The sequence below is a fragment of the Synechococcus sp. MU1617 genome (assembly GCF_020514235.1).
Lineage (GTDB): Bacteria > Cyanobacteriota > Cyanobacteriia > PCC-6307 > Cyanobiaceae > Parasynechococcus.
The window spans coordinates 39,876-61,228 of sequence record NZ_VTLB01000001.1; the positions used below are offsets into that span (position 1 = coordinate 39,876).

27 protein-coding genes and 1 other RNA gene are annotated in these 21,353 nt (G+C 56.9%); 15 read left to right on the forward strand and 13 right to left on the reverse strand.

Features of this window, described 5'->3' with window-relative positions:
* Positions 1-13: 13 nt before the first annotated feature.
* On the reverse strand, positions 14-823 hold the full coding sequence (locus tag FZZ90_RS00305; RefSeq protein WP_226423812.1) for a TPM domain-containing protein: 810 nt from the start codon (positions 821-823) through the stop codon (positions 14-16).
* On the opposite strand from FZZ90_RS00305, the gene FZZ90_RS00310 reads away from it, so the two are divergent.
* A complete protein-coding gene (locus FZZ90_RS00310; RefSeq protein WP_226423813.1) occupies positions 822-2,054 on the forward strand; it encodes a class I SAM-dependent methyltransferase in 1,233 nt (410 codons plus the stop codon). The genes FZZ90_RS00305 and FZZ90_RS00310 overlap by 2 nt on opposite strands.
* Here the strand turns inward: FZZ90_RS00310 and aroB are convergent.
* Entirely contained in the window at positions 2,008-3,123 is a 1,116-nt protein-coding gene (gene aroB / locus FZZ90_RS00315) for a 3-dehydroquinate synthase (protein WP_226423814.1), read from the reverse strand. The two genes, FZZ90_RS00310 and aroB, sit on opposite strands and share 47 nt — an antisense overlap.
* Before the next feature lie 61 nt (positions 3,124-3,184).
* Between aroB and FZZ90_RS00320 the strand changes: the two genes are divergently transcribed.
* The 5 genes from FZZ90_RS00320 (at position 3,185) to FZZ90_RS00340 (ending at position 6,970) form a co-directional block, all read left to right on the forward strand.
* Positions 3,185-4,057 (forward strand): carbohydrate ABC transporter permease, encoded by an 873-nt coding sequence (locus FZZ90_RS00320; RefSeq protein WP_303533487.1) that lies wholly within the window; start codon positions 3,185-3,187, stop codon positions 4,055-4,057.
* A 52-nt stretch (positions 4,058-4,109) separates the two neighbouring features.
* Complete coding sequence (locus FZZ90_RS00325; RefSeq protein WP_226423816.1) at positions 4,110-5,270, forward strand: 5-(carboxyamino)imidazole ribonucleotide synthase; 1,161 nt, start codon at positions 4,110-4,112, stop codon at positions 5,268-5,270.
* 7 nt (positions 5,271-5,277) lie between these two features.
* Positions 5,278-5,460: non-coding RNA, 6S RNA (ssrS, locus tag FZZ90_RS00330), on the forward strand.
* A 933-nt stretch (positions 5,461-6,393) separates the two neighbouring features.
* A complete protein-coding gene (locus FZZ90_RS12865; RefSeq protein ID WP_370631018.1) occupies positions 6,394-6,609 on the forward strand; it encodes a glycosyltransferase domain-containing protein in 216 nt (71 codons plus the stop codon).
* Complete coding sequence (locus FZZ90_RS00340; protein WP_226423817.1) at positions 6,566-6,970, forward strand: hypothetical protein; 405 nt, start codon at positions 6,566-6,568, stop codon at positions 6,968-6,970. Before FZZ90_RS12865 ends, FZZ90_RS00340 begins: the two co-directional genes overlap by 44 nt.
* 279 nt (positions 6,971-7,249) lie before the next feature.
* Here FZZ90_RS00340 and FZZ90_RS00345 read toward each other — a convergent pair whose 3' ends face one another.
* Together FZZ90_RS00345 and FZZ90_RS00350 are read right to left on the reverse strand one after the other, a co-directional pair.
* Entirely contained in the window at positions 7,250-8,218 is a 969-nt protein-coding gene (locus FZZ90_RS00345) for a hypothetical protein (RefSeq protein ID WP_226423818.1), read from the reverse strand.
* Between the two features lie 329 nt (positions 8,219-8,547).
* Positions 8,548-8,781 carry a hypothetical protein gene (locus tag FZZ90_RS00350; RefSeq protein ID WP_226423819.1) on the reverse strand — a complete coding sequence of 78 codons (234 nt, stop codon included), beginning with the start codon at positions 8,779-8,781 and terminating at the stop codon, positions 8,548-8,550.
* Positions 8,782-8,909: 128 nt separating this feature from the next.
* On the opposite strand from FZZ90_RS00350, the gene FZZ90_RS00355 reads away from it, so the two are divergent.
* On the forward strand, positions 8,910-9,062 hold the full coding sequence (locus FZZ90_RS00355; protein ID WP_226423820.1) for a hypothetical protein: 153 nt from the start codon (positions 8,910-8,912) through the stop codon (positions 9,060-9,062).
* Between the two features lie 123 nt (positions 9,063-9,185).
* Positions 9,186-9,410, forward strand: coding sequence for a hypothetical protein (locus tag FZZ90_RS00360; RefSeq protein WP_226423821.1), 225 nt, complete (start codon positions 9,186-9,188; stop codon positions 9,408-9,410).
* Here FZZ90_RS00360 and FZZ90_RS00365 read toward each other — a convergent pair.
* Positions 9,398-9,673: a DUF2103 domain-containing protein gene (locus FZZ90_RS00365; protein WP_226424418.1), complete on the reverse strand. Its 276-nt coding sequence runs from the start codon at positions 9,671-9,673 to the stop codon at positions 9,398-9,400. The genes FZZ90_RS00360 and FZZ90_RS00365 overlap by 13 nt on opposite strands.
* Before the next feature lie 74 nt (positions 9,674-9,747).
* Between FZZ90_RS00365 and FZZ90_RS00370 the strand changes: the two genes are divergently transcribed.
* A complete protein-coding gene (locus FZZ90_RS00370) occupies positions 9,748-9,975 on the forward strand; it encodes a hypothetical protein (RefSeq protein WP_226423822.1) in 228 nt (75 codons plus the stop codon).
* Between the two features lies 1 nt (position 9,976).
* Here FZZ90_RS00370 and clpS read toward each other — a convergent pair whose 3' ends face one another.
* A complete protein-coding gene (gene clpS, locus FZZ90_RS00375; protein ID WP_226423823.1) occupies positions 9,977-10,273 on the reverse strand; it encodes an ATP-dependent Clp protease adapter ClpS in 297 nt (98 codons plus the stop codon).
* Between the two features lie 72 nt (positions 10,274-10,345).
* Here clpS and petN point away from each other — a divergent pair, with 72 nt between their 5' ends.
* Both petN and FZZ90_RS00385 read left to right on the forward strand, forming a co-directional pair.
* Positions 10,346-10,447, forward strand: coding sequence for a cytochrome b6-f complex subunit PetN (gene petN / locus FZZ90_RS00380; RefSeq protein WP_011364412.1), 102 nt, complete (start codon positions 10,346-10,348; stop codon positions 10,445-10,447).
* 226 nt (positions 10,448-10,673) lie between these two features.
* On the forward strand, positions 10,674-11,915 hold the full coding sequence (locus FZZ90_RS00385) for a hypothetical protein (protein WP_226423824.1): 1,242 nt from the start codon (positions 10,674-10,676) through the stop codon (positions 11,913-11,915).
* Here FZZ90_RS00385 and psb29 read toward each other — a convergent pair.
* Positions 11,897-12,544 (reverse strand): photosystem II biogenesis protein Psp29, encoded by a 648-nt coding sequence (psb29, locus tag FZZ90_RS00390; protein WP_226423825.1) that lies wholly within the window; start codon positions 12,542-12,544, stop codon positions 11,897-11,899. The genes FZZ90_RS00385 and psb29 overlap by 19 nt on opposite strands.
* Before the next feature lie 81 nt (positions 12,545-12,625).
* Between psb29 and clpP the strand changes: the two genes are divergently transcribed.
* Positions 12,626-13,219 carry an ATP-dependent Clp endopeptidase proteolytic subunit ClpP gene (gene clpP, locus FZZ90_RS00395; RefSeq protein ID WP_226399680.1) on the forward strand — a complete coding sequence of 198 codons (594 nt, stop codon included), beginning with the start codon at positions 12,626-12,628 and terminating at the stop codon, positions 13,217-13,219.
* Complete coding sequence (locus FZZ90_RS00400) at positions 13,216-13,371, forward strand: DUF2256 domain-containing protein (protein ID WP_226423826.1); 156 nt, start codon at positions 13,216-13,218, stop codon at positions 13,369-13,371. Before clpP ends, FZZ90_RS00400 begins: the two co-directional genes overlap by 4 nt.
* A gap of 52 nt (positions 13,372-13,423) precedes the next feature.
* On the opposite strand, the gene ftsH is transcribed toward FZZ90_RS00400, so the two are convergent.
* From ftsH to pyk, 3 genes are read right to left on the reverse strand one after another with little or no spacing between them, the layout of a single operon-like run.
* Entirely contained in the window at positions 13,424-15,343 is a 1,920-nt protein-coding gene (gene ftsH, locus FZZ90_RS00405; RefSeq protein ID WP_226423827.1) for an ATP-dependent zinc metalloprotease FtsH, read from the reverse strand.
* Between the two features lie 58 nt (positions 15,344-15,401).
* On the reverse strand, positions 15,402-16,631 hold the full coding sequence (locus FZZ90_RS00410) for an ABC transporter permease (protein WP_226423828.1): 1,230 nt from the start codon (positions 16,629-16,631) through the stop codon (positions 15,402-15,404).
* Positions 16,632-16,644: 13 nt separating this feature from the next.
* Positions 16,645-18,096, reverse strand: a complete 1,452-nt coding sequence (gene pyk / locus FZZ90_RS00415) for a pyruvate kinase (protein WP_226423829.1) — start codon at positions 18,094-18,096, stop codon at positions 16,645-16,647.
* A 56-nt stretch (positions 18,097-18,152) separates the two neighbouring features.
* Here pyk and FZZ90_RS00420 point away from each other — a divergent pair, with 56 nt between their 5' ends.
* Complete coding sequence (locus tag FZZ90_RS00420) at positions 18,153-18,482, forward strand: nucleoside triphosphate pyrophosphohydrolase family protein (RefSeq protein WP_226423830.1); 330 nt, start codon at positions 18,153-18,155, stop codon at positions 18,480-18,482.
* Positions 18,483-18,489: 7 nt separating this feature from the next.
* Positions 18,490-18,963: a hypothetical protein gene (locus FZZ90_RS00425; protein WP_226423831.1), complete on the forward strand. Its 474-nt coding sequence runs from the start codon at positions 18,490-18,492 to the stop codon at positions 18,961-18,963.
* On the opposite strand, the gene FZZ90_RS00430 is transcribed toward FZZ90_RS00425, so the two are convergent.
* Genes FZZ90_RS00430 through ilvA form a run of 3 tightly spaced genes read right to left on the reverse strand, consistent with a single transcriptional unit; the run spans position 18,964 to position 21,351 of the window.
* Positions 18,964-19,260 (reverse strand): YggT family protein, encoded by a 297-nt coding sequence (locus FZZ90_RS00430; protein WP_115022017.1) that lies wholly within the window; start codon positions 19,258-19,260, stop codon positions 18,964-18,966.
* Positions 19,261-19,284: 24 nt separating this feature from the next.
* Positions 19,285-19,782: an SMC-Scp complex subunit ScpB gene (scpB, locus tag FZZ90_RS00435; protein ID WP_226423832.1), complete on the reverse strand. Its 498-nt coding sequence runs from the start codon at positions 19,780-19,782 to the stop codon at positions 19,285-19,287.
* A gap of 39 nt (positions 19,783-19,821) precedes the next feature.
* Positions 19,822-21,351, reverse strand: coding sequence for a threonine ammonia-lyase, biosynthetic (gene ilvA, locus FZZ90_RS00440; RefSeq protein WP_226423833.1), 1,530 nt, complete (start codon positions 21,349-21,351; stop codon positions 19,822-19,824).
* Between the last annotated feature and the right edge of the window lie 2 nt (positions 21,352-21,353).

Sequence of the window (21,353 nt, forward strand, 5' to 3'; positions counted from 1 at the left end):
ACTTCTAAGTCCCTCAGCCTTCGGCGTCGTTCTGAAGCTTTTGCCCGACGGTGGCCTGGGCAATCAGATAGGCGGCGATTCCACCGGCCAGGAAGCCAACCCCATTGCGCAGCAGGGGCATCACCTCTGAGGTGCGTGTCACCACGGGGGCGACTCCAAAGACGCCGAACAGCATCACCCACAGCGGTGAAAGCAGCAGCAACCAGGCCCAGGCGATGGTCTCGCCCTCCTTCCGGGGGTAGGCCGCAAAGCCAGCAATCAAGCCGCCAAAGATCGAGGTGGTCAGGGTCCACAGCCACTGTTCCTGGGGAAGACCAGGCACCACCTGACAGCCACCCCGGTCCAGACAGATCTCCACGGCATTGAGGGCATCCAGCACGGCTCCGTCTTCGCCGTGGTCCTTCACGTAGTACTGGTTGCCGTAGCGGGTCTGCAGCTCCACCCAGTAAGTGCGCGGCATCATCGCGAAGTAGGCATCACCAACGTTGAAGTTCAGCAGGTTCCCGCCACGGGGGTCGGCCACCAGCAGCAGGCTGCTTTCATCCAGCCCCCAGAACTCGCGTATGGCCAGGCCTGGTGTGCGCTCGTACTGGGTTAACACCCGCATTTTCCAGCCGGTGCGTTCCTCCACATCTGCCAGGGATGCCTCCAGCTGGGCCCTCTGGGTGTCGCTGAACACCTTGGCGAGGTCGATCACCGGGGTGGGGTGATCCGGCAGCAGCTCCGGGTTGTCGTAGGCCGTAGCCGGGCTCACCAGAACACCCAGGCTGATCAGAGCCACGACGACGAGGCTCCACAGATGTCGGATGTGATGTGTTCCCATGGAACTGCTGCAGCGACCGGCATTCTCTCCAATGAAACCGATGGCTGCGTCCTGTCCTGACTGGTTGGCAACGCATCTGCATCAGGCAGGGGGTGCCATTCCGTTTTCCCGGTTCATGGATCTGGCTCTGAATGAGCCGGAGCACGGTTACTACGGCTCAGGCCGCGCACGCATCGGCGCCCAGGGTGATTTCGTCACATCTCCCTCCCTGGGCAGCGACTTTGCAGCCCTGCTGGCGCCCCAACTTCTGGCCTGGCTGGCTGCGATTCCCCAGACGGATCCTGATCAACGCCTGTCGATTGTGGAAATCGGCCCTGGCGAAGGTCATCTGGCCCGGGATCTCTCTGCTGTGTTGCGTGATGCGGCTCCAGAGCTGTTGGGCCAGATCGAGATGGTGTTGGTGGAGGCCAATCCCGGCATGCGGCGGCGGCAACAGGCCCTGCTGCAAGAGGTGGATGATCTGCCGCTGCGTTGGTGCTCTCTGGACGAGTTGCGCCGCGATCCGGTTCATGGGGTGGTGATCGCCCATGAGTTGCTGGATGCCCTACCGGTGGAGCGATTGATCTGGCGGGAGGGATCCCTCCAGCAGCAGTGGGTGGCGCTTGATCCAAATGGTGGCCTGCGCTCGACGCATCGGCCTTTTCCGGATCGGTTGCACCAGGAGATCAAGCGTGTGTGCAGCCAAGGCGGCATTCAGTTGCCGCCCCCCGATGCCGAAGAGGGGTGGACCACGGAGTGGAACAGTGCACTGCCCGACTGGTTTGCTGCTGCGGCGGCTGCCGTGGATGCGGGCGTGCTGCTGGTGATTGATTACGCCCTGGAGGCCCAGCGTTATTACACGGCCCGGCGCTCCGACGGCACCTTGATGGCTGTTTGTGCTCAGCAGGCGGGTCTGTCGCCCTTCGATCAGCCAGGCGAGCAGGACCTCACGGCACACCTCTGCATCGAAGTCGTGGATGAGGCGGCCCAGCGCAACGGCTGGCTGGTGGGTGATCAGGCCAAGCAGGGCGAAGCACTTCTCGCCTTGGGCCTTGCGCAGCGTCTTCATGGGCTGCAGCAACTCCCGGGCCAACACCTGGCGGAGGCCCTGCAACGCCGCGAAGCTCTGCTTCGGCTGGTGGATCCTGCGGGTTTGGGTGCGTTCCGCTGGCTCACCTATCGGCGCGGATTGCCTGAAGGCGGCTTCAGTCTTTCAGGCGCTCCAGGCAGCTCAGAATCTCGTCGCGACTGACGTCATCGCGAATCTCAACGGATCCGATGCCAGTGGGCATCACGAAGCGCAGGCGACCGTCGCGCACCTTTTTATCCCCCTGCAAGCTGTCGAGAACCGCATCGACGGAGAGATCGGGCCAGGCGGTGGGGAGTCCGGCGCTTTCGATCAGCCGGCGTTGTCGCTCGGCATCGTCGCGACTCCAGCTTCCCCGCAGCACGGCGAGTTCGCCCACCGCCACCATGCCAATGGCGACTGCCTCACCATGCAGCCAGGTGCCATAACCGCAGAGGGTCTCCACCACATGGCCGAAGGTATGGCCGTAGTTGAGGATCGCCCTTAAGCCACCTTCCTTTTCATCGGCGGCCACCACCCGGGCCTTGGCCGCGGCGGATCGCTGCAGGATCGAGCTCAGGCGTTCCGCTCCAAGTCCAGCGGGGGTGCTTGGGTCGTCACAGGCCTCCAGTTCTTCGAACAGCGAGGTGTCGCCGAGGATTCCGTATTTGATCACTTCCGCCATGCCGGCTCGGAACTCGCGTTCGGGCAGTGTGTTGAGGGTGGAAGGATCGATCAGCACCAGGCGCGGCTGGTGAAAGGCGCCGATCAGGTTTTTACCGCGGGGATGGTTGACCCCGGTCTTGCCACCGATGGACGCATCCACCATGGCCAGAAGGGTTGTTGGAACCTGAACCACCTGGATGCCGCGCAGCCAGGTGGCTGCCGCAAAACCGGTCATGTCCCCCACTACGCCGCCGCCGAGGGCCACCATCAACGAGCTGCGTTCGAGCTTGGCGTTGTAGGCCGCATCGTGGATCTCAGCCACCGTAGCGGGCGTCTTTTGGTGTTCTCCGGCGTCAATCACCAACAGGTCAACGCTGAAACCTGCGGCCTTGAGGCTGTTCAGACAGGCGTCGCCATAGGGGCTGGCGACATCCGGATTGCTGACCACCAGCACACGCCGACCAGGCTGCACTCCGGCGCTCAGCATCTGCTGACCAAGCCTGGCCAGGCCGCCGGCTCCAATCACCACCTCGTAGGGATTGCGCTCCAGCGCAACGCGGATGTGATGCAACGGGGTGATTGTGGTCATGAAACCGTTGGAACCCACCTACTCTCGCAACAGTGTCGCTGGTCCTGTGCGCAAGAGATCAGTGCGCAACTCCCTTTCGGCCTGGGCGTTTCTGCTGCCGGCGGTGGTGTTGATCAGTTTGTCGGTGCTGGTGCCGGCCTTGATGGCCCTGGTGATGAGCTTCACCGCCACCGGGCTTGATGTCAGTGAGCCCTTGCGTTTTGTGGGTTTGGCCAACCTGGAGCGCTTGCTGTCCGATCCGATGGCGAGGCAGGTGTTGGTCACCACCTTCTTTTATCTGATCGGTGTGGTGCCGCCCATCGTTTTCGGGGCGCTGGCACTGGCGGTGTTGGTGAACCAGGGTTTGCCCGGTCGTTCCCTGCTGCGGGGCGCCTTTTACACCCCCGTCTTGGTGTCGATCGTTGTTGCAGCGATCGCCTTTCGTTGGCTGTACGCCGAGAACGGACTGATCAATGGATGGTTGAGCGCCCTGCTCGGCGATGCCTTCAGCCCGATTGGTTTTCTCACCACGCCGCAGCTGGCCCTTCCCGCCGTGATGTTGGTGACCCTCTGGAAAGGACTGGGGTATTACATGGTGATTTTCCTGGCGGGTCTGCAGGGCATTCCCAAGGAGCTCTACGAAGCAGCGGAGCTGGATGGCAGCGAGGGCTGGAGAAAGCATCTCGACATAACCCTGCCCTTGATGGGGCCCTACGTGACCTTGGTTGCTGTGGTTTCGTCGATCGCGGCAACCAAGGTGTTCGAGGAGGTGTTCCTGATGACCCAGGGAGGTCCTGCTGATGCCACGCGAACCATCGTTTATTACGTGTACGACCAGGCCTTTGCTGAGTTGGAGATCAGTTACGCCTGCACCTTGGGCCTAGCCCTGTTCCTGCTCGTGTTGCTGTTCACCATGATCCGGTTGGCCTTTGCCGGCGATCGGCCGCTGATCTGACGCTGTCATCGACCCTGCAAAGTGGCAAGCTGCGGAAGTCAGCTCGGACACGATGATCGGCGTTGTGGGAGGTGGTCAGCTGGCACGGATGCTTGTGCAGGCCGCCGCGGAACGCCAGGTTCCGATCGCCGTTCAAACCTCCAAGCCAGCGGATCCCGCCGCTGGCTTGGCCTCGCGTCTCGTCGCAGCGGATCCGACGGATGTGGCTGGGACCCGGGAGCTGGTGGTGGGCTGTGACGGCATCACCTTCGAGAACGAGTGGGTGAACATCGATGCCCTTCTGCCGCTGGAGCAGCAGGGGGTTCGTTTCCGGCCGTCTTTGGCTGCGCTCTCGCCCCTGGTCGACAAACTTTCTCAACGTCAGCTGTTGGATGACCTGGCGATTCCCAGCCCGCCTTGGTGTCCGCTGAGCCTGATTTCGCCCGCTCAACCGGCGCTTCCTCAGGGCTGGACCTTCCCCGTGATGGCCAAAGCCTCCCGCGGGGGATATGACGGCAAGGGCACGCTGGTGTTGCGTGACATCGATGCCCTGGCGCAGTTGTTGCGCGCCGTCCCAGCCGACGATTGGTTGCTGGAATCCTGGGTGGACTACGAGCTGGAGTTGGCTCTGGTGGTCAGCCGTGATCAGCGCGGCCGGATCCGTCATTTCCCCTTGGTGCAGACCCACCAGCACCAGCAGGTTTGTGACTGGGTTCTGGCACCGGCACCGGTGGATCCCTCGGTTGCGGCCTTGGCCTACAACGTTGCGGCATCGCTGATGACGAAGCTTGGCTATGTGGGGGTGTTGGCTCTGGAGTTTTTCTACGGGCCAGCCGGCCTGCAGGTGAATGAGGTTGCCCCTCGCACTCACAACTCCGGTCATTTCTCGATCGAGGCCTGCACCAGCAGTCAGTTTGATCAGCAGCTCTGCATCGCAGCCGGGCTGCCTGTGCCTGATCCCGAGCTCAACAGCCGCGGTGCCTTGATGGTCAACCTGCTCGGTCTGGATACGGAGCGCCATGCTCCTTTGGATCAGCGGCTACAGGCTCTGGAGGCCATGCCGGGACTTCACCTGCACTGGTATGGCAAGTCACCGGAAACACCGGGGCGCAAGTTGGGGCATGTGACGCTGCTGCTCGAAGGCGACACGGTCTTGAAGCGGCGCGATGAGGCCGAGTCAGCGCTTGCCGCCATTCGCCGGATTTGGCCGCTCGAAAGCGAGAGTCAGGACTAGGCTTACAAGTGAACTGCTGTGTTGGTGACGGCCTTTTCTAGTGCTCTGATCTGACTCTCTTTCGACTTGGGGAGACTGTCGTGACGGTGACGTAGACCGGCCATGCAGCCGGAAACGAAGCCCCACTTTGTTGCCCCTTCTGGTTCTTCCAGGTCGACCACTTGGGCTCGCACGGCATGGCGGTTCACCCCTTTCATGCCAATCGGTTTCGTACTTTTCAGGTCCGAGAAACTCCAATAAAAAGTCCCATAGCTTTGAACAGTGGGGTTTATTGATTTCAGTGATCTTGGCCTGTAGTTCTGAAGCGATGGGTATGGGTGGCTTTCAGGTTCTTGCCCACACGTAGATGGGCATCAGATATCCCGCTGGAGATTGCAAGTTGTTGACGCGAGGAGGCATAAGTGGCTGTGTCGGGTCACTTAGACAGGTTGAGGCCATCATTGGGTGATGACAAATAAATCGAAAAAGTTGAGGAATGCTAATCAGGCCTGCTCCGTCCCGCCGCTGCACAAGACGTACATCGAGAGTATTAGACAACGCTTAGGTTAAAGCAAGTACCAAATGCTCTGGATCACCTTCGCTAGAGGTGTGCTGATCAGCTACTTCCTGGCGTTCCTGTTTCACAGCTAAATGGACTCCACTCAAATGCTTGTAGAGAGGCTCGTCGAGAAGAAGATGCAGAATACTGGAGAGTCTCAGTCGGTAGTTACTGCAAACATGATGGTTTCTTTTGTGAAGCTCAAGAGAAAAGAGAGCTAGTCAGGATAGGAGTATTTCAAGAACTGGCCTTACTGCTGACGTCGAATAGGTTTTATCTTGCTGCCAAAATGGAAATCTTTTTCACTTATTTTTTTCAGTTGCCAGGCAATTAATGCGAATAATTCTTTTCGAGATAAAATTGCAATTAGTTCGAATTGTACATGATACAGAATTGGCTATTTATTTGTTAATAGAATTAAAGTATTGGCCCGTCAGTAGGGCTAAGATTAATGCCGCCAATAGCTTTTAAATCTTGACCTATCCAAAGATTGTTGTCTATACATGCAATTCTGGGGGTTGTGACTTGCCGATAGCAAATGGAGCACAACAAGTCAACGCTCCTTCCATATTTAAGAGTGACAGGATGAATGCTAAGATTCCCAAAATCCTAAGTCATATCTATTTTCCAGATGCTCAATGGACTATATGGTGTGACTCAAATATAAAGCTCTTAATAACTCCGGAGGAATTGATCAGATTTTTTGATTTCCCGAATATTGGCGTCTACAGTCACTTCAAAAGGGATTCTATTAACGATGAAATATCTGCATTCGAAATTTCAAAAAAAAGATTCTTTTAAAAAATTAAATATGCATAGAGATTTGCCAGGAAAAGTTACTTACTGTACGATAATAATTCGCAGAAATACAGCTGAAGTTGCAGCTGCGAATAATGCGTGCTGGGCTGAATTAACAGCCAAAAGCAGTAGAGACCAGTTTAGTTTTCCCTATACAATGGGTCCTCTCGCAACGTATCGAGATATTCCTCATGATGAGGTTGATGCTCCAATACGTAATGCAAAAAATAAACATTTTTATCGAGTTAGGCATAAAAAAGAAATCAAACAATGGTTAATTGAGAATGGCTTTGTTGACAATACAAATATTAATGACACTCGGCTTATGATGTTATGCAATCATTTGTTCAAAGTAATCAGCTAGGGATTGAAGCCTCTTCCTTTGGCTCGAATAATCAAAAGTTGTATGTTGAATAATATGCATAGCTGCCATGGGGGATCGCTAAGCCGTACTTGATAGCCTAATTCAATGAAAATCATAGTAATTACGCCTTCTTGCCGTTAAAGCCTAACTTTAGCCCTGAAATTAATGTTGCTTGAATATGACTCATGGAAATTAGGATTTGGTGTTCAATTTGGCGTTGAAAAGTCTTAGTATTGAACGAATAGTCTGCCTATTATGAGGCCCCTTGTTTTAATTTGACTAATTTAGTCTTTTCATCTTATTATTAGTAAGACGTTTTAGATTAGATGTCCGTTTTGGTTTACCTCTTCCCTGGCTACCTAGCCTCCTAACAGATCCATTGAGATATCTTGTTTTAAGGGCAATATATTCGTAGACAAAGTCATGCACCTTGTTATTTCTTGTCATTTCAAAAACGTAGGAAGGAGAAAGGTCGAACCCCACTAGCCAAACAGTTTGTGGAGTTGTATGGTTTTGAGCATTTAAGGTTTTGCTGTATTTCCTCAATGCTGTAAATAATTCAATAACAAGAAAGCCTAGTGATGGTGCAGAGTATTTGCCTTGGTCCGACCAAAATGAATGCTCAGCATAGAATTTATTTACGCACAATGTTACTTCGTCAAGACAGTGAAATGCAACATCTTTGTTTTTTTTTATCACTGGCTCAACGAAGCTTTGAAAATGTGATACAGAGCAATTTCTGATGAAACAAGCTAGTAGATTAAAGTTGTAAATGTTGTGGGTTTTGTAGATCAATCGCAAGCTGTTGTCTACAAGGCAATTTGATCCAGCTATGAGTAAATGAGGAATCTTGTGAAGGCCTTGTTGTAAGAGGATCTTTTGGAAAGATGGGTTGGCGTCATTTAAAAAAATAAATATGGGCGCTCTCATCTCCTTTATTATGGCGACATCTTTTTGAGATAGTTTTATACTTCCATTGGAGATCAGAATATAATCTGAAAAGCATTCTATGCCTAGGCTAGCTCTCCATTCTGGTTGGCAAGATTTCTCGAAATGATGAGATAACATACTTTGTGATTCTTTTAGGTCGACTTCAAGCTTATTTTTTTGTAGATGCCAGTCTATGTACATTGATAATTGTTTTTGTTTCTCTGCAAGTGCTGAGTCTTCTGGTGAAGTTTCACTCCTGAACAATAATTTTTCACGAGCTAGTCGCGTTTGCCCAAGTGCAAGAAGATCAATAACCATCTGGTATCTAAATGCCTTTATCTCTTGATTTTCTAGTGCAAGATCAAGTAATTTGGCAGATGCACTTCGCCAGTCCCGTAAGCGACACTGGTGCGAAAGCCATTTCAAGAATGACTGAACAAGTCTGTGTGAATACAGCTTCATTTCTGTGCGTCGCTATAGGTCAAGCTACGTGTATAGGCCTTTCGAACTTATTGCTTGTTCGATTGGTTTGACTTGTTTTTTGTTGATGAGTGACTTGTATTTGTTCATTTTCAGTGTCTCGAGTGAAGCTGCTGGAATCTTTGCAAGTTAGAGTGTTTATTGATGGTTTAATTTGATTTTGCATTTTATTGTAATTTATGAGGGCTGTCTATTTCTGAATAGTTGAACTCCTGGAGCGCGTATTGGGCGAGGCATTTGTCTTTATCAGTGTCGCTCAGCGCAATGGTGGTCACGCTTGGATGCCAGTTTCGGCGATTGATCAATTCGTTGAATTCGGTCAGAGCATCTTCGAGATCATCGAAGCTTCCCATGCTCTCTATTGTTTGTTGCCCTTGTTTGACGGTAATTTCCAGGGGCATCGTTCATTCGCTTGAGCGATCAAAGGCTACCCCTCAGCCGTTGTGTAGTCGATGATGCTTACTACTGTGTGAACAAAGCTTGTCAGTGCTTTGGTTGTCCTTAGCTTTGGATCGGTTGCTGTATCGCGATGCGTGATCCCCGCCTGGATGAGCTAATCCAAATGGAAACCTGGGATTGGTGGAAAGCCCAAGTTTTTTATTTGCGTGAAAAGAAAGATTATGCTGACGCAGAGGCGCTTTTTATGGAATTCAAGATTCCTCCATCTGATTCCAATTATTGATGTCGTTGTGCATTGATCAATGCGAATTGAGTTTAAGTGAAGTCATAGTTCGGGATCTTTTTGCATCGCTTTAATTTTCATCGTTCAATGTTAACTTCATTCATCTCCCCTTTTTTTGGGGTAGTGGCAGGCGCACTGCTTGTTGATTGTTTTGGCAGCCCCGCCGTTGACGCTGTCTCCTTTCTGCCGGATGACGCTGAAGTCGCATGCCGGGCCATCCTTCCCCAATGTTTCCGCCGATCCGATTGGGCTGATCTCTGTGCCCGTGAACCCAGCGTTGCTGTTGGTCATCCTGAGGCCTGTCGTGATGCAGGATTCCAGCAACGCCAACCCCCTCAGGGGCGGTGATGCAGAACCGCCTGTTCCAGGTCAGGCCGACTCATCGATGTCACAACAAAGACCTCTTGAGCTGAAGTGCCTTTGCGAGCCACCAGCTTGAAACCCCCTTGGATCGGTGTGGACACCCGCAGCTGTAGTTCGGGACTGCGGCCACGCACCCGGCTGATCACGGCAGGGGTGATCGTCTGGATATCCGTCTCATGGGACAGGGCCTTCAGCCACGGGATTAAGCCGTCCACATAGGTGCTGTGGGTGATGACGACCCGGCCCAAAGCTGAACGAAAACCCGAGAACTGGTGAAAGTTAGCCACTTTGGCTATGCCAGAGAGAGCGCTCCGGGGCTGTGATGCTGAAATCAGTTGACACTCTCCGCCACGCGATCAGCGGACCGCTGGAGGATGCATGCGGCCCCCAGGCCCGCATGCTCACCGCTGAGGTGCACGGAACGGAGGTTCGGGGCCTGGCCTTGTGCCCTGGACGTGTGGTGCGTTTCGTGATGGACGAGCAGCTGCAGCGTCTGCAGGTGGCTGATCTGCTGCGACTCACCAAAGCAAGCCGTAAGCCTGCGGCCTGACTCAACAGCGTTCCAGAGGGGCCATTGTTAATCCTTCGGCCTGAAGCTGCTGGTGGTACAGCTCGGCCTGCTCCAGGGGGCCGCACCAGACTTCAGCCGAACCCTGCCCATCAATTCTGTTGGCGAGGTTCCAGGCATTGTCTTCGCTCATGCCAGGAATGATTTTGCGAAGGCAATCCACCACGTGCTGGAACGTGTTCACATCATCGTCAAGAACGATCACGCGAGCCTGGGGGTAACGCTGGGTTGTTTCCTGACGCTCCAGTACTGCTGATGAACCGGGGCTGGAGCTGGTCATGACAGTTGCCTCCGGACGGACGAAAAGATGCCGAACCCTAGGTAGGATCCCATCAGTCAAGCGGTCAAGCGCATGTTGTTCACTCTGGGTTGGGCGTCCTTGGCCGCCATGTTCAGTTTCTCCATCGCCATGGTGGTCTGGGGACGCAATGGTGACGGCACCCTGAACTTCTGATCGAATCTGTGCTTCAAGACGCACCACTTCTCAGCCAGACCCTGGCGGTCACGGCAGCAGTGCTTCTTGTCTTCGTCAGCGTTGCCGTGATTTATCTCTCAACGATCGAATGGAGGGACCGTCGACGCCGTCAGGGTTCAACCAAATCCTCCTCCTGATTGCGTCCATCCGACGCGAACTTGAAGAGCATCCCTGCACAGCCCTTCTTCTGGGGTTGTGCTTTTTTTTGCCCGCCCTGCTGCTCGGCACGTCCAGCCTGCTGACGCCTTCTCTGAATCGCCATGGAACAGCAGAGCTGTTTGAGCTCAGTCGGCGGGCTCGCTTGGTGCAGAGTTTTGAGGCTGATCCCTCTAGATCGGTCCCGAAGGTCTGGCAGAAGCGGCTTGGTCCTTCGGCAGCCCCTGATCGCTGGGCCCGTCATGGCCGCGGGCTCTGGTGGCTGATCTGGCTGGACGACGGGGAACCCCTTCTGGCTCTTCCGTCAGCATCGAACTCGTCTTCCCTGGATCTGCTGTTCGCTGATGCACTACACCGCAGCAGTTTTGATCAACTCCAATCGCTTCAGCCAAGGGAGCCTTCGGGCTTGGAGCAGAGCTGCTTGCAGCGGTTGACCAGCGGAACGGCCGTGTTGTGGCAACCGTCAGGCCTGGCCTCGATCAGCGGTTCTCTTTTCCCCGCCTTGGCAAGCGTGTCCCATGGCTGTTTGCGTGTTGCGCTGCAGGGCGATCGGCTGATGGCTGAAGGACCTGTGGCTTCAAGACCCTTCGCGTCTCTGCAGGCTGACCAGGCGAAAGGCCAAACCAATTCCGTTCGCTTTGATCCGTCGTCGGCCTATCTAGAGCTCAATAGCGTTGCTCTGCAGCCTTTGCTGGGATCCGTTTTCAACAATCCACTGATCGCAGAACAACTCGACAGCCGTTATGGACTTCCGCAGGAGTTGCGTGATGTTCTGCTCGCTGCGCCTGTCGTTTTGCGGGTGGACGTGCTCGAGGCTGGCCGCTTCCAGGCCTCTGTTCAAGCCAGGTTGATGCTGGCTGCTGATCAAACCGACTGGATCAAGCGAAGTCTTGATGCCGTTGCAACCGCCTTGTTGAAGCGCGGGTTTCAAATGGAGCAACGCCCCCTTTTGTCTTCGAATGGTCGACCATCAAACCGTGTCGCCAATGTTTGGCTCGATCCCCAGGGGCACCCTCAAGGTGGATGGTCGTTGAGCTCTGGAACGCAGGATCAGGTGGAGCTGCTGCTTGGCTTAGGGGACGTCCCGACCATCGGCCCCTCACCGTTGAAAAGGATGGGTCAACAGCAACTTCGCCTTCAAGGGAAACCGGATCAATTGGTTCGGCTGGGTTGGCTGGGACCGGGCTGGCCTCGGGTCATTGGTAACGCATCTCAACTGGAGCTTGAGATGACAGCACTGCCGAAGAATCAACAGCCCGGATGGCTTCGCCTTCAGCTGGAGGTGCCTTGAGCCTGCTCTGCCAAACGGCGCTCCTTCTTGCGCTTTTCAGCAGCGATCGTTTCGTTCAACAGTTCAACGGCCTGATCCATCCGTTCGCTGTTGGAGCTAAATAGCGTTAGATCCTTCTCGACGCGATCGCAGGGCAAACCGAGGCTTTCGGCGAGTTCCTTGCTTTGATTGAGAATGGCCTCAGTTTCCAAGCCGGTGGCATCCGCGGCAGTCGCCTTGAGAAGGCTCATCAGTCCGACGGCCATCAAACGTGAGTAGTGGCTGCCATCTTTGAGGCTGTGGGATGACAGCCAACTCTTCAGGCTCTCGAGATCCTTGCCTTTGGCTTGTTCAACCAGCGAAGCGTTGGTCTTACGCAGCTTTGCTGCGTCGAAGCCATTGCTGCTGCAGAGGGCATTGAACAGTGCGTCTGTCTGCGCTTCTGGCCGATAGCCCTTGGTGAAGGTGTTAAACACGCTGCACAGCCCGACGCTGAAGAGTTCGTTGGCTTCAAATCGACTTTGATGGCTCAGCAAATGCAGCTCCACCAGCAGCTCGTCAGCAAGGCGGCGGTACAGCGGCGCAATGACGTGGGGGAAGGCCTGATGAAACGCTCGTTTGCTGTCGGCGATGGTCTGACTTGCGGCCAACGTGCAGTCCCAGAATGAATGGCTGGAACCCTAGCGCCGCAGACATCGCCGTTAGGATTGCTCGACCCCGCTGATGCTCAGATGATCCCCATTGTGATTGAGGAGTCCGGCCGGGGAGAAAGGGCCTTTGACATTTATTCCCGGCTTCTGCGCGAGCGCATCATCTTCCTTGGTGAGGCTGTCACCAGTGACTCCGCCAACCGGATCGTGGCCCAGATGTTGTTCCTCGAAGCTGAGGATCCCGAGAAAGATATCTACCTGTACATCAACTCGCCCGGCGGTTCGGTCTACGACGGCCTCGGCATCTTCGACACGATGCAGCACATCAAACCGGATGTGCACACGGTGTGTGTTGGCCTGGCCGCGAGCATGGGTGCCTTCCTTCTTTGTGCCGGCACCAAGGGCAAGCGCAGCAGCCTGCAGCACTCCCGGATCATGATTCACCAGCCTTTGGGCGGTGCCCAGGGCCAAGCCAGTGACATCCGCATTCAGGCGGACGAAATTCTCTTCTTGAAGGATCGCCTCAACAAGGAGCTGGCTGATCGCACCGGGCAACCTCTGGATCGCATCCAACAGGACACTGACCGTGACTTCTTCATGTCACCCACCGAAGCAGTGAACTATGGGTTGATTGATTCGGTGATCGACAAGCGTCCCGTTCAGGCTGTCGCTTGAAGAAGGGGGGGGCTAAAAACATCCGTCCCAGCAAGATCTGTCCAGTCTGCGATCGCCCGTTTGAGTGGCGTAAAGCCTGGAGAAATTGCTGGGAGGAGGTTGTGTATTGCTCCGAACGTTGCCGTCGACGCAAGAACAAATCCAATTCATAACAAAGCCCCCGTCTGATTAAGACGGGGGCTTTTTTGGTTGCTGGGCCGAGGATCAGTCCAAGGTGACGACTGTGCGGTCTTTCTCAGGAACAGCGGTGAATTCAGCCACAACGGCCTTGAACTCATCACCATTCATGGTTTCTTTCTCGATCAGCAATTCCACCAGGCGGTCCATGGCTTCGCGGTTGGCGGCCACGATCTCCACAGTTTCGTCATAACAACGCTTCACCATGTTGCGCACTTGAATATCGATCTGTTGGGAGATCGATTCCGACACCTCACTGCGAGACATCAAGTCGCGGCCCAGGAACACTTCCTGGCTTCCGCCTTCGAGGGCAACAGGGCCGAGATCACTCATGCCGAGCCGGGTCACCATGTTTCGAGCCATCGAAGCAACTTGCTGGATGTCGCCACCGGCTCCGGTGGTGACTTCCTGATGACCGAACACCACATCCTCTGCGGCACGTCCACCCAGTGCTCCCATGATGCGCGCTTTGAGCTGGGCACGGGTGACCAGAGTTTGCTCTTCGTCAGGGGAGAACCAGGTGAGGCCTTGGGCCTGACCACGGGGAACCAAGGTGACCTTCTGAACAGGATCGTGGTCCTTGACCAGGGTTCCGATCAGGGCATGACCCACTTCGTGGTATGCGATCAGACGCTTGCTGCGACCGTCGGTGAGCGGACGGCCTTCCATGCCGGCGATGATGCGATCGACAGCGTCGTCGATCTCGCTCAGACCGATGGCGTCCTTGCGGCGACGGGCGGTGAGGATGGCTGCCTCGTTCATCAAGTTGGCCAGGTCAGCCCCGGTGAAGCCAGGGGTGCGGCGGGCGATGCTTTCGAGGGACAGCTCATCTTCGAGCTTCTTGTTGCGGCAGTGCACGTCGAGGATGGCGAGGCGGCCCTTGATATCAGGGGCGTCCACAGTGACCTGACGGTCGAAACGACCGGGACGCATCAGGGCTGAGTCCAGAACGTCGGGACGGTTGGTGGCGGCAATGATGATGATGCCGCTGTTGCCCTCGAAGCCATCCATCTCCGTCAGGAGCTGGTTCAGCGTCTGTTCGCGTTCGTCGTTACCGCCGCCGATGCCAGCACCGCGCTGGCGACCAACGGCATCAATTTCGTCGATGAAGATCAGACAAGGGCTGTTCTCTTTGGCCTTCTTGAACAGGTCGCGAACGCGGCTGGCACCCACGCCAACGAACATTTCGACGAACTCAGAACCAGAGAGCGAGAAGAAGGGAACTCCCGCTTCGCCTGCAATGGCCTTGGCAAGAAGGGTTTTACCGGTGCCGGGAGGGCCAACCAACAGAAGGCCGCGGGGAATCTGAGCACCCACGGAGGTAAAACGCTCGGGCTGCTTGAGGAAGGTGACCACTTCCTGAAGTTCCTGCTTGGCTTCGGTGACACCAGCCACGTCATCAAACATGACGCCTGTTTCTGCTTCCATCATGAAGCGGGCCTTGCTTTTGCCGAACTGCATGGCTTGGCCAGGGCCGCCAGGCATGTTGCTGTTGCGGCGGGCTAAGAAGATCAGGGCACCGATCAGCAGCAGCGGGAAGGCCAGATTGCCCAGAACCCCCAGGGCCGGAGGCGCTGTGCGGGGGGGATGAATATCGAAGCTGATGCCTTCAGTCTTCAGGGTGTTGATCAGCTCAGGGGCAAGACCGGGCAAATCGACGCGCAGGCGCTGGACGCGGTTGTCGAGATCGGGATCAACGGCTTCGATCACGGCGTTGCGGCCACCGTCGTAGATATCAACGGCTGTGACGCGGCCGGCTTCGACGTAGTCGAGGAAGCGGCCGTAGCTCATACGCGCCACGGCAGCATTGCGGGGAGCGACGGTGGTGCCATTGCTGTCTTGGCTGAGGCCATTGATGCCTCCGTTACTCACCACCTGCCAGCCAATCAGCAACACGACGCCGATTGGCAACAGCCAGAGGGCAAGAAGGCGCCAGCGCTGATTCATGAGCCGAAAAAATTCGTTAACTAGTGTAAAGGAGTTGGACTGATTTCTGAGACCCGAATCAAAGGCTTCTCAGGGCAACAATTGGATCGAGCTTGGCGGCTCGTCGGGCAGGTACGACACCGAAGAACAGTCCGATCGATCCTGAGAGCCCAACGGTGAACATCACTGTCGTGGCGCCGATCGCTGCCGGGAGTGGCGTGACCGCCGCCACGAGGCTCACGGTTCCAAGCCCCACCAGCGTGCCGATGGCGCCGCCCAGGCTGGCAAGCACCAGGGATTCCACCAGAAACTGCTGCAGCACATCAGTGCTGCGAGCCCCCAGGGCCTTGCGCAGACCGATCTCTTCGGTTCGTTCGCTGACGGACACCAGCATGATGTTCATGATCCCGATGCCGCCCACCAGCAGGGAGATCCCTCCGATGGCCCCGAGCATCAAGGTGAGTCCTCCGGTGATGGTGCTCACGATGGTGAGGGCATCCTTCTGGGACCGAACCACGAAATCGTCATCCCGGAGAATTCGGTGCCTCTGTCTCAGCAGGTTGTTGATCTGAAAGCTTGCTGCGTTGATGCTCTGTTCATCTCTGGCTTCAACACTGATGGAGTTGAGGCTGACGCCGTAAATCGGATCCCGACCGGTGATCCGGTTCACCATCGTTGTGATTGGGATGTAAATGTTTTCATCCTGGTTGCTGCCGAACACGGCCCCTTTGGGGGCCATCACACCGATCACCTCAAAGCTTTGATTGCCGATGCGCACCTGCTGGCCAATCGCTGAGCCAGTGGGGAACATCTTTTTGCGTAGATCAGAGCCGAGCACAGCAACAGCCCGTGCACCGGCTACTGCCTTGGCGCTGATGAAACGGCCCTTGGCCACTTCAAAGCTGCGAACCGGAAGGAACTCCGGTGTCACGCCGAAGACCGCACCAGTGGCACTGCGGGCTCCCGCCTGCACCACCTGATTGGTGTTGACCAGAGGCGCGACGCGTTTGACGCTGGGAACTTGAGCGGCGATGGCTTCGGCATCCTCCAGGACAAGCGTTTTGGGTCGGGTGACACCTTGGCGTCTGGTGTTTGTGTTGCCAGGGACCACAAACAGCACATTGGCACCGAGGTTGTTCAACTGCCCTTCAGCCAGCCCCTGGGCGCCACGACCAACCCCCACCAGGGTGATCACAGAGGCATTACCGATCACGATGCCCACCATGGTGAGCAGGCTGCGCAGACGGTTGCTCCGCAGGGTGGACAGGGCCATCCGCACCGTTTCCGTTGCGGGCATCCGCCGGTTCATGGTTTGGCGTCGTTCAGATCAGTGTCGCTTCAGCTTCGTTGCTAACGATGCTCACCTTGACAAGATCCGTGGATCCGGAAACGCCCGAATGGGTGCCTGCGGACTGAACCACAAGATCTCCCTCCTTCAGCAGATCCAGTTCTCTGGCCTTGACCATGGCGGCGTGGAAGGTTTGCGTGGTGCGTTCGCCCTGGGGAATCACCAGAGGGGTCACACCCCACACCAGCTGAAGACGGCAGGCAACGGTGCGATCGGGGGTGACAGCAAGAATCGGTGCCGCAGGCCGAAACTTGCTGACGTTTCGAGCCGTGGCCCCACTTTTTGTGAGGGGAAGGATCGCGGAGGCGTTGAGCTGGCTGGCGATGGTGCTGACCGCACCGCTCAAGGCATTGGGAACGGTGCTGGGCAGGTGGCTGTCGATCGAGCGTTGGGGATAGTCCTTTTCAATCCTTCGAGCAATGGTGGCCATGGTCTGAACGGCTTCCACGGGGAAATCCCCCACCGCGGTCTCATTGGAAAGCATCACGGCGTCGGTGCCATCAAGGATGGCGTTGGCCACGTCGCTGACTTCGGCTCGGGTCGGCCGGGGGCTGGAGGCCATGGAATCCAGCATCTGGGTGGCCGTGATGATGGGGATGCCCAGGCTGTTGGCCTTGCTGATCAGTTCCTTCTGCAGAAGCGGAACTTCCTCAGCCGGCATCTCCACTCCGAGGTCACCGCGGGCCACCATCACACCGTCGCAGAGCGGAAGGATCGAATCGATCTGATCGATGGCCTCAAATTTTTCGATCTTCGCCACCACAGGGGTCTCATGGCCCTGCTCACGGATCAGTCCGCGAATCTCTTCCATGTCGGAGGGATTGCGCACGAAGCTGAGTGCCACCCAATCCACCCCCTGGCTGAGGCCAAAGGCCAAGTCGGTCTTGTCCTTGTCCGTTAGGGCACGAACGGAAAGCTGCACGTCCGGGAAGTTGACGCCCTTGTTGTTGGAAAGAACACCGCCCACGGTCACGGTGCAATGCAGGGTCTGCTGCGCCTTGTCGACGGTATCGACCCTCATCTCAACGCGGCCGTCGTCGAGCAGGATCCGGCTTCCGGCGGTGACTTCGTCGGCCAGCTTGTCGTAGGTCACGGTTGCGATCGTCTTGTCGCAGCTCACCGGCCGTGAGGTGAGCGTGAAGGGATCGCCATTGGCCAGGGTGATCGGGCCTTCCGCAAACCTCCCGAGTCGGATCTTCGGGCCCTGAAGGTCTTGGAGGATGCCGATGGTCTGACCCAATTCCTCAGACACCTGACGAATCGTGGCGATGCGTGCGGCGTGTTCGCTGTGGTCCCCGTGGGAAAAGTTCAGCCGGAACGTGGTGGCACCAGCCTTCACCAGCTCCTTGATCCGCTGCGGACTTTCCGTGGCAGGGCCGATGGTGGCCACGATCTTGGTCCGTCGGTTCAGGTCGAACTGGCCCATATCGCGGCTGAAAATCCTTGCGGAAACTACCATCCGGGCGTTTCCCTACCGGTCCCATGGAGATGAATTCCTATCAGGACGCCGCCCGAAAGACGGCTGCCTACCCGGATGTGGGCCGTAATCCCATCTATCCGACCCTTGGTTTGACCGGTGAAGCCGGCGAGGTGGCTGACAAGGTGAAAAAGGTGATTCGGGATCGTGAGGGTGTTTTTGATGCCGACACCCGCGAAGCAATCAAGTTGGAGCTGGGAGATGTGCTCTGGTACGTGGCTCAGCTGGCCAGCGAACTGGGTTATGACCTGGATGAGGTGGCTGAAGCCAACCTGCAGAAACTGTCGAGCCGGGCTGCCCGTGGGCGCATCGGCGGCAGCGGTGACCAACGTTGATCTCCTGATGCTCCGACGACTCCTTGCCTTGTTGTGCAGCCTGCCTCTGCTGCTTGGACTGGCACTCCCTTGCGATGCCGCTGAACTTCAACTCACTGAGGTTCGCCTGGATCCCTGCGGAGAGCTGGACGCTGGTAATCAACCCGAACTGAGCCGGCCGATGGGTGCCAGCTGTTATGTGCTGACGGGAGACGTTGAGAACCGCGGCAAAAACAGCGTCATCGATACCGATGTGTACGCACGAATTCTTGATGCCAGTGGTGAACCCGTTCTTCCAAACAGAACCCGGGTGGGATCGATCGGGGATGTGAACCCCGGTCACTCCCCATTCGCTCTGCGAATCTCAGTGCCTGCGGGAACACCTGGACCGTTTGTGATCAAAAATCCCCGTGCCCGTGGGTTCAATGCCCCTGTACGAACCCGCGTTGATGCTGATGAGGATGATTTGCTGCCGTTGGAACGCGGCATCAATCAGCAGTGATCACCAGGTGGAGCCCGACATGTAGAAGGCGCTGATCGACTGCCCCACCAGGCTCTGCAACAGATTCAGGGCCAGGAAGGCCAGGATGGCGGAGAGGTCAATGCCCCCAAGTGGTGGGATCAAACCCCTGAATGCGTTGAGGTAGGGGTCGGTGATCGCACTCACGCTGCTCAGCACCGGATTGCCCCAGTCCAGGTTCGGGAACCAGCTCAGCAGAACTCGAACGATCAGCACCAATGAGTAGATCTGCAGGGTCTGGGACAGCACCTGCAGCAGGGTGACGGGTAGAGATTCCATGACGGGGGCTGATCTGCTTCGACTTTATGCAGCTTCCGTCAGATCGGTTGCCCCGAGATCAGGAAGCACGGAGAAGGTGCGATGGAATTTTTCGGTGAGAGTGAGCCAGTAGGACCGCCCCTCGCTCTGTCGACGCCGTTCGATGAATTCCTGCGCCAGCAGTTCCTTGATGTGGTCGTAGGCCCCCGAGCCCCGCAGATCCACAAGATCCGATTGAAGAATTCGCTTCTTCAGGGCAATGGTGGCAAGGGTTCGCAAGGTTGCCGTGGAGAGATTCACCGGCAGCAGGTCTTTGACCAGATCGCCCATGCCCGGCCTGAGCTGCAGCCCGTAGCGACCGCTCTGTTCAACGATCTCAAGGGCACTGTCCCTCTGGGCGTAAGAGGCCGTCAGGGCCACGAGGGCTTCTTCCACGGACCGGCGGTCTGAATCGGCAAGCTCGGTCAGTTCGCCGACGCTGACGGGCCGGCCCTTGAGATAAAGAATCGCCTCGAGTCTGGTGGGCAGGGATGCAGACGTCATCACAAGCCCTCGAGAGCACTCAAGTTACCGCCTGAAAACTCAGAGGAACAGGCCATAGGCCGGGTTGTTCGTTTCATCCCAGTGGCGATATCCCAGGGCATCGAGGAAGTCGGTCCAGCCCTCCTTCTCCTGTTCCGGCACCAGCACCCCCACAACAATGCGCCCTACGTCGGCGCCGTGGTTTCTGTAGTGGAAGATGCTGATGCTCCAGCCGGGGTGCAGAGCATCCACGAAGCTCATCAAGGCACCCGGGCGTTCGGGGAATTCGAAGCGATACAGCAGCTCCTTGCATTCCCCGGCACAGGCCGTGCGCGCTGAGGACGGCAGACGGCCCCCCACCATGTGGCGCAGGTGGACCTTGGCAAATTCGTTCTCACTCAGATCGAGGCAGGGGAAACCCCCACGTTCCAGTTGGTTCAGCAGTGAGGCACGGTCGCTTTCATCTTTCACCTGCACACCGATGAAGATCTGCGCCGTGGCGCCATCGGTCATGCGGTAGCTGAATTCCGTAAGACTGCGCTCCCGTAGCAGTTCGCAAAGCCGCCTCAGGCTGCCGGGTGATTCGGGAATTTCCACGGCCAACATTGCTTCTCGCTCTTCACCGAGCTCAGCCCGTTCGGCGATGAAGCGCAGTCGGTCGAAATTCATGTTGGCCCCGCAGGCCACCGCCACAAGATTGCTCCCCGCTAGGTGCCGATCGGCCACGTCCTGCTTGAGCCCGGCAACCGCCAGAGCACCGGCCGGCTCAAGGATTGAACGGGTGTCTTCAAAGACGTCCTTGATCGCGGCACAGATGGCATCGGTGTCGACCCGAACCATCCGATCGACGAACTGCTGAGCCAGCTCAAAGGTGTGTTGGCCCACCTTCCTGACCGCGACGCCATCGGCAAAAAGACCGACCTGTTCCAGTTCCACCCGCTTGCCTTGCTCGAGGGAGCGGCTCAGGGCATCGGCATCGACAGGCTCAACGCCGATCACCTCCGTTTCCGGCCAGAGCCGTTTGACGTAGGCGGCGATTCCTGCGATCAGGCCACCACCGCCCACAGCCACATAGATGGCGTTGGGTGGCTGCTCGGCCTGGCGCATGATCTCCATTCCGATGGTCCCCTGACCTGCGATCACCTCCGGATCGTCAAAGGGGTGGATGAAGGTGAGCCCCTCGGCCTTGCAGCGTCGCTGCGCTTCCGCGGAGCACTCGTCGTAGGTCTCGCCATGGAGGACCACGTCACCGCCAAGGGCCCGCACGGCGCGAACTTTCACCTCTGGGGTGGTGCTCGGCATCACGATCACGGCCCGACAGCCGAGCCGCTTGGCACTTAAGGCGACGCCCTGGGCATGGTTGCCGGCGCTGGAGGCAATCACACCGCGCTTCAGCTCGTCGGCACTGAGCTGGGCCATGCGGTTGTAAGCGCCGCGCAGCTTGAACGAGAACACCGGCTGGAGATCCTCACGCTTCAGCCAGACCGCGTTGTTCAGCCGGCGGCTCAGATTGGGGGCGTGATCCAAGGGGGTTTCCCTCGCCACGTCGTAGACGCGGGCGCGCAGGATCCGCTGCAGGTAATCGGTCATCC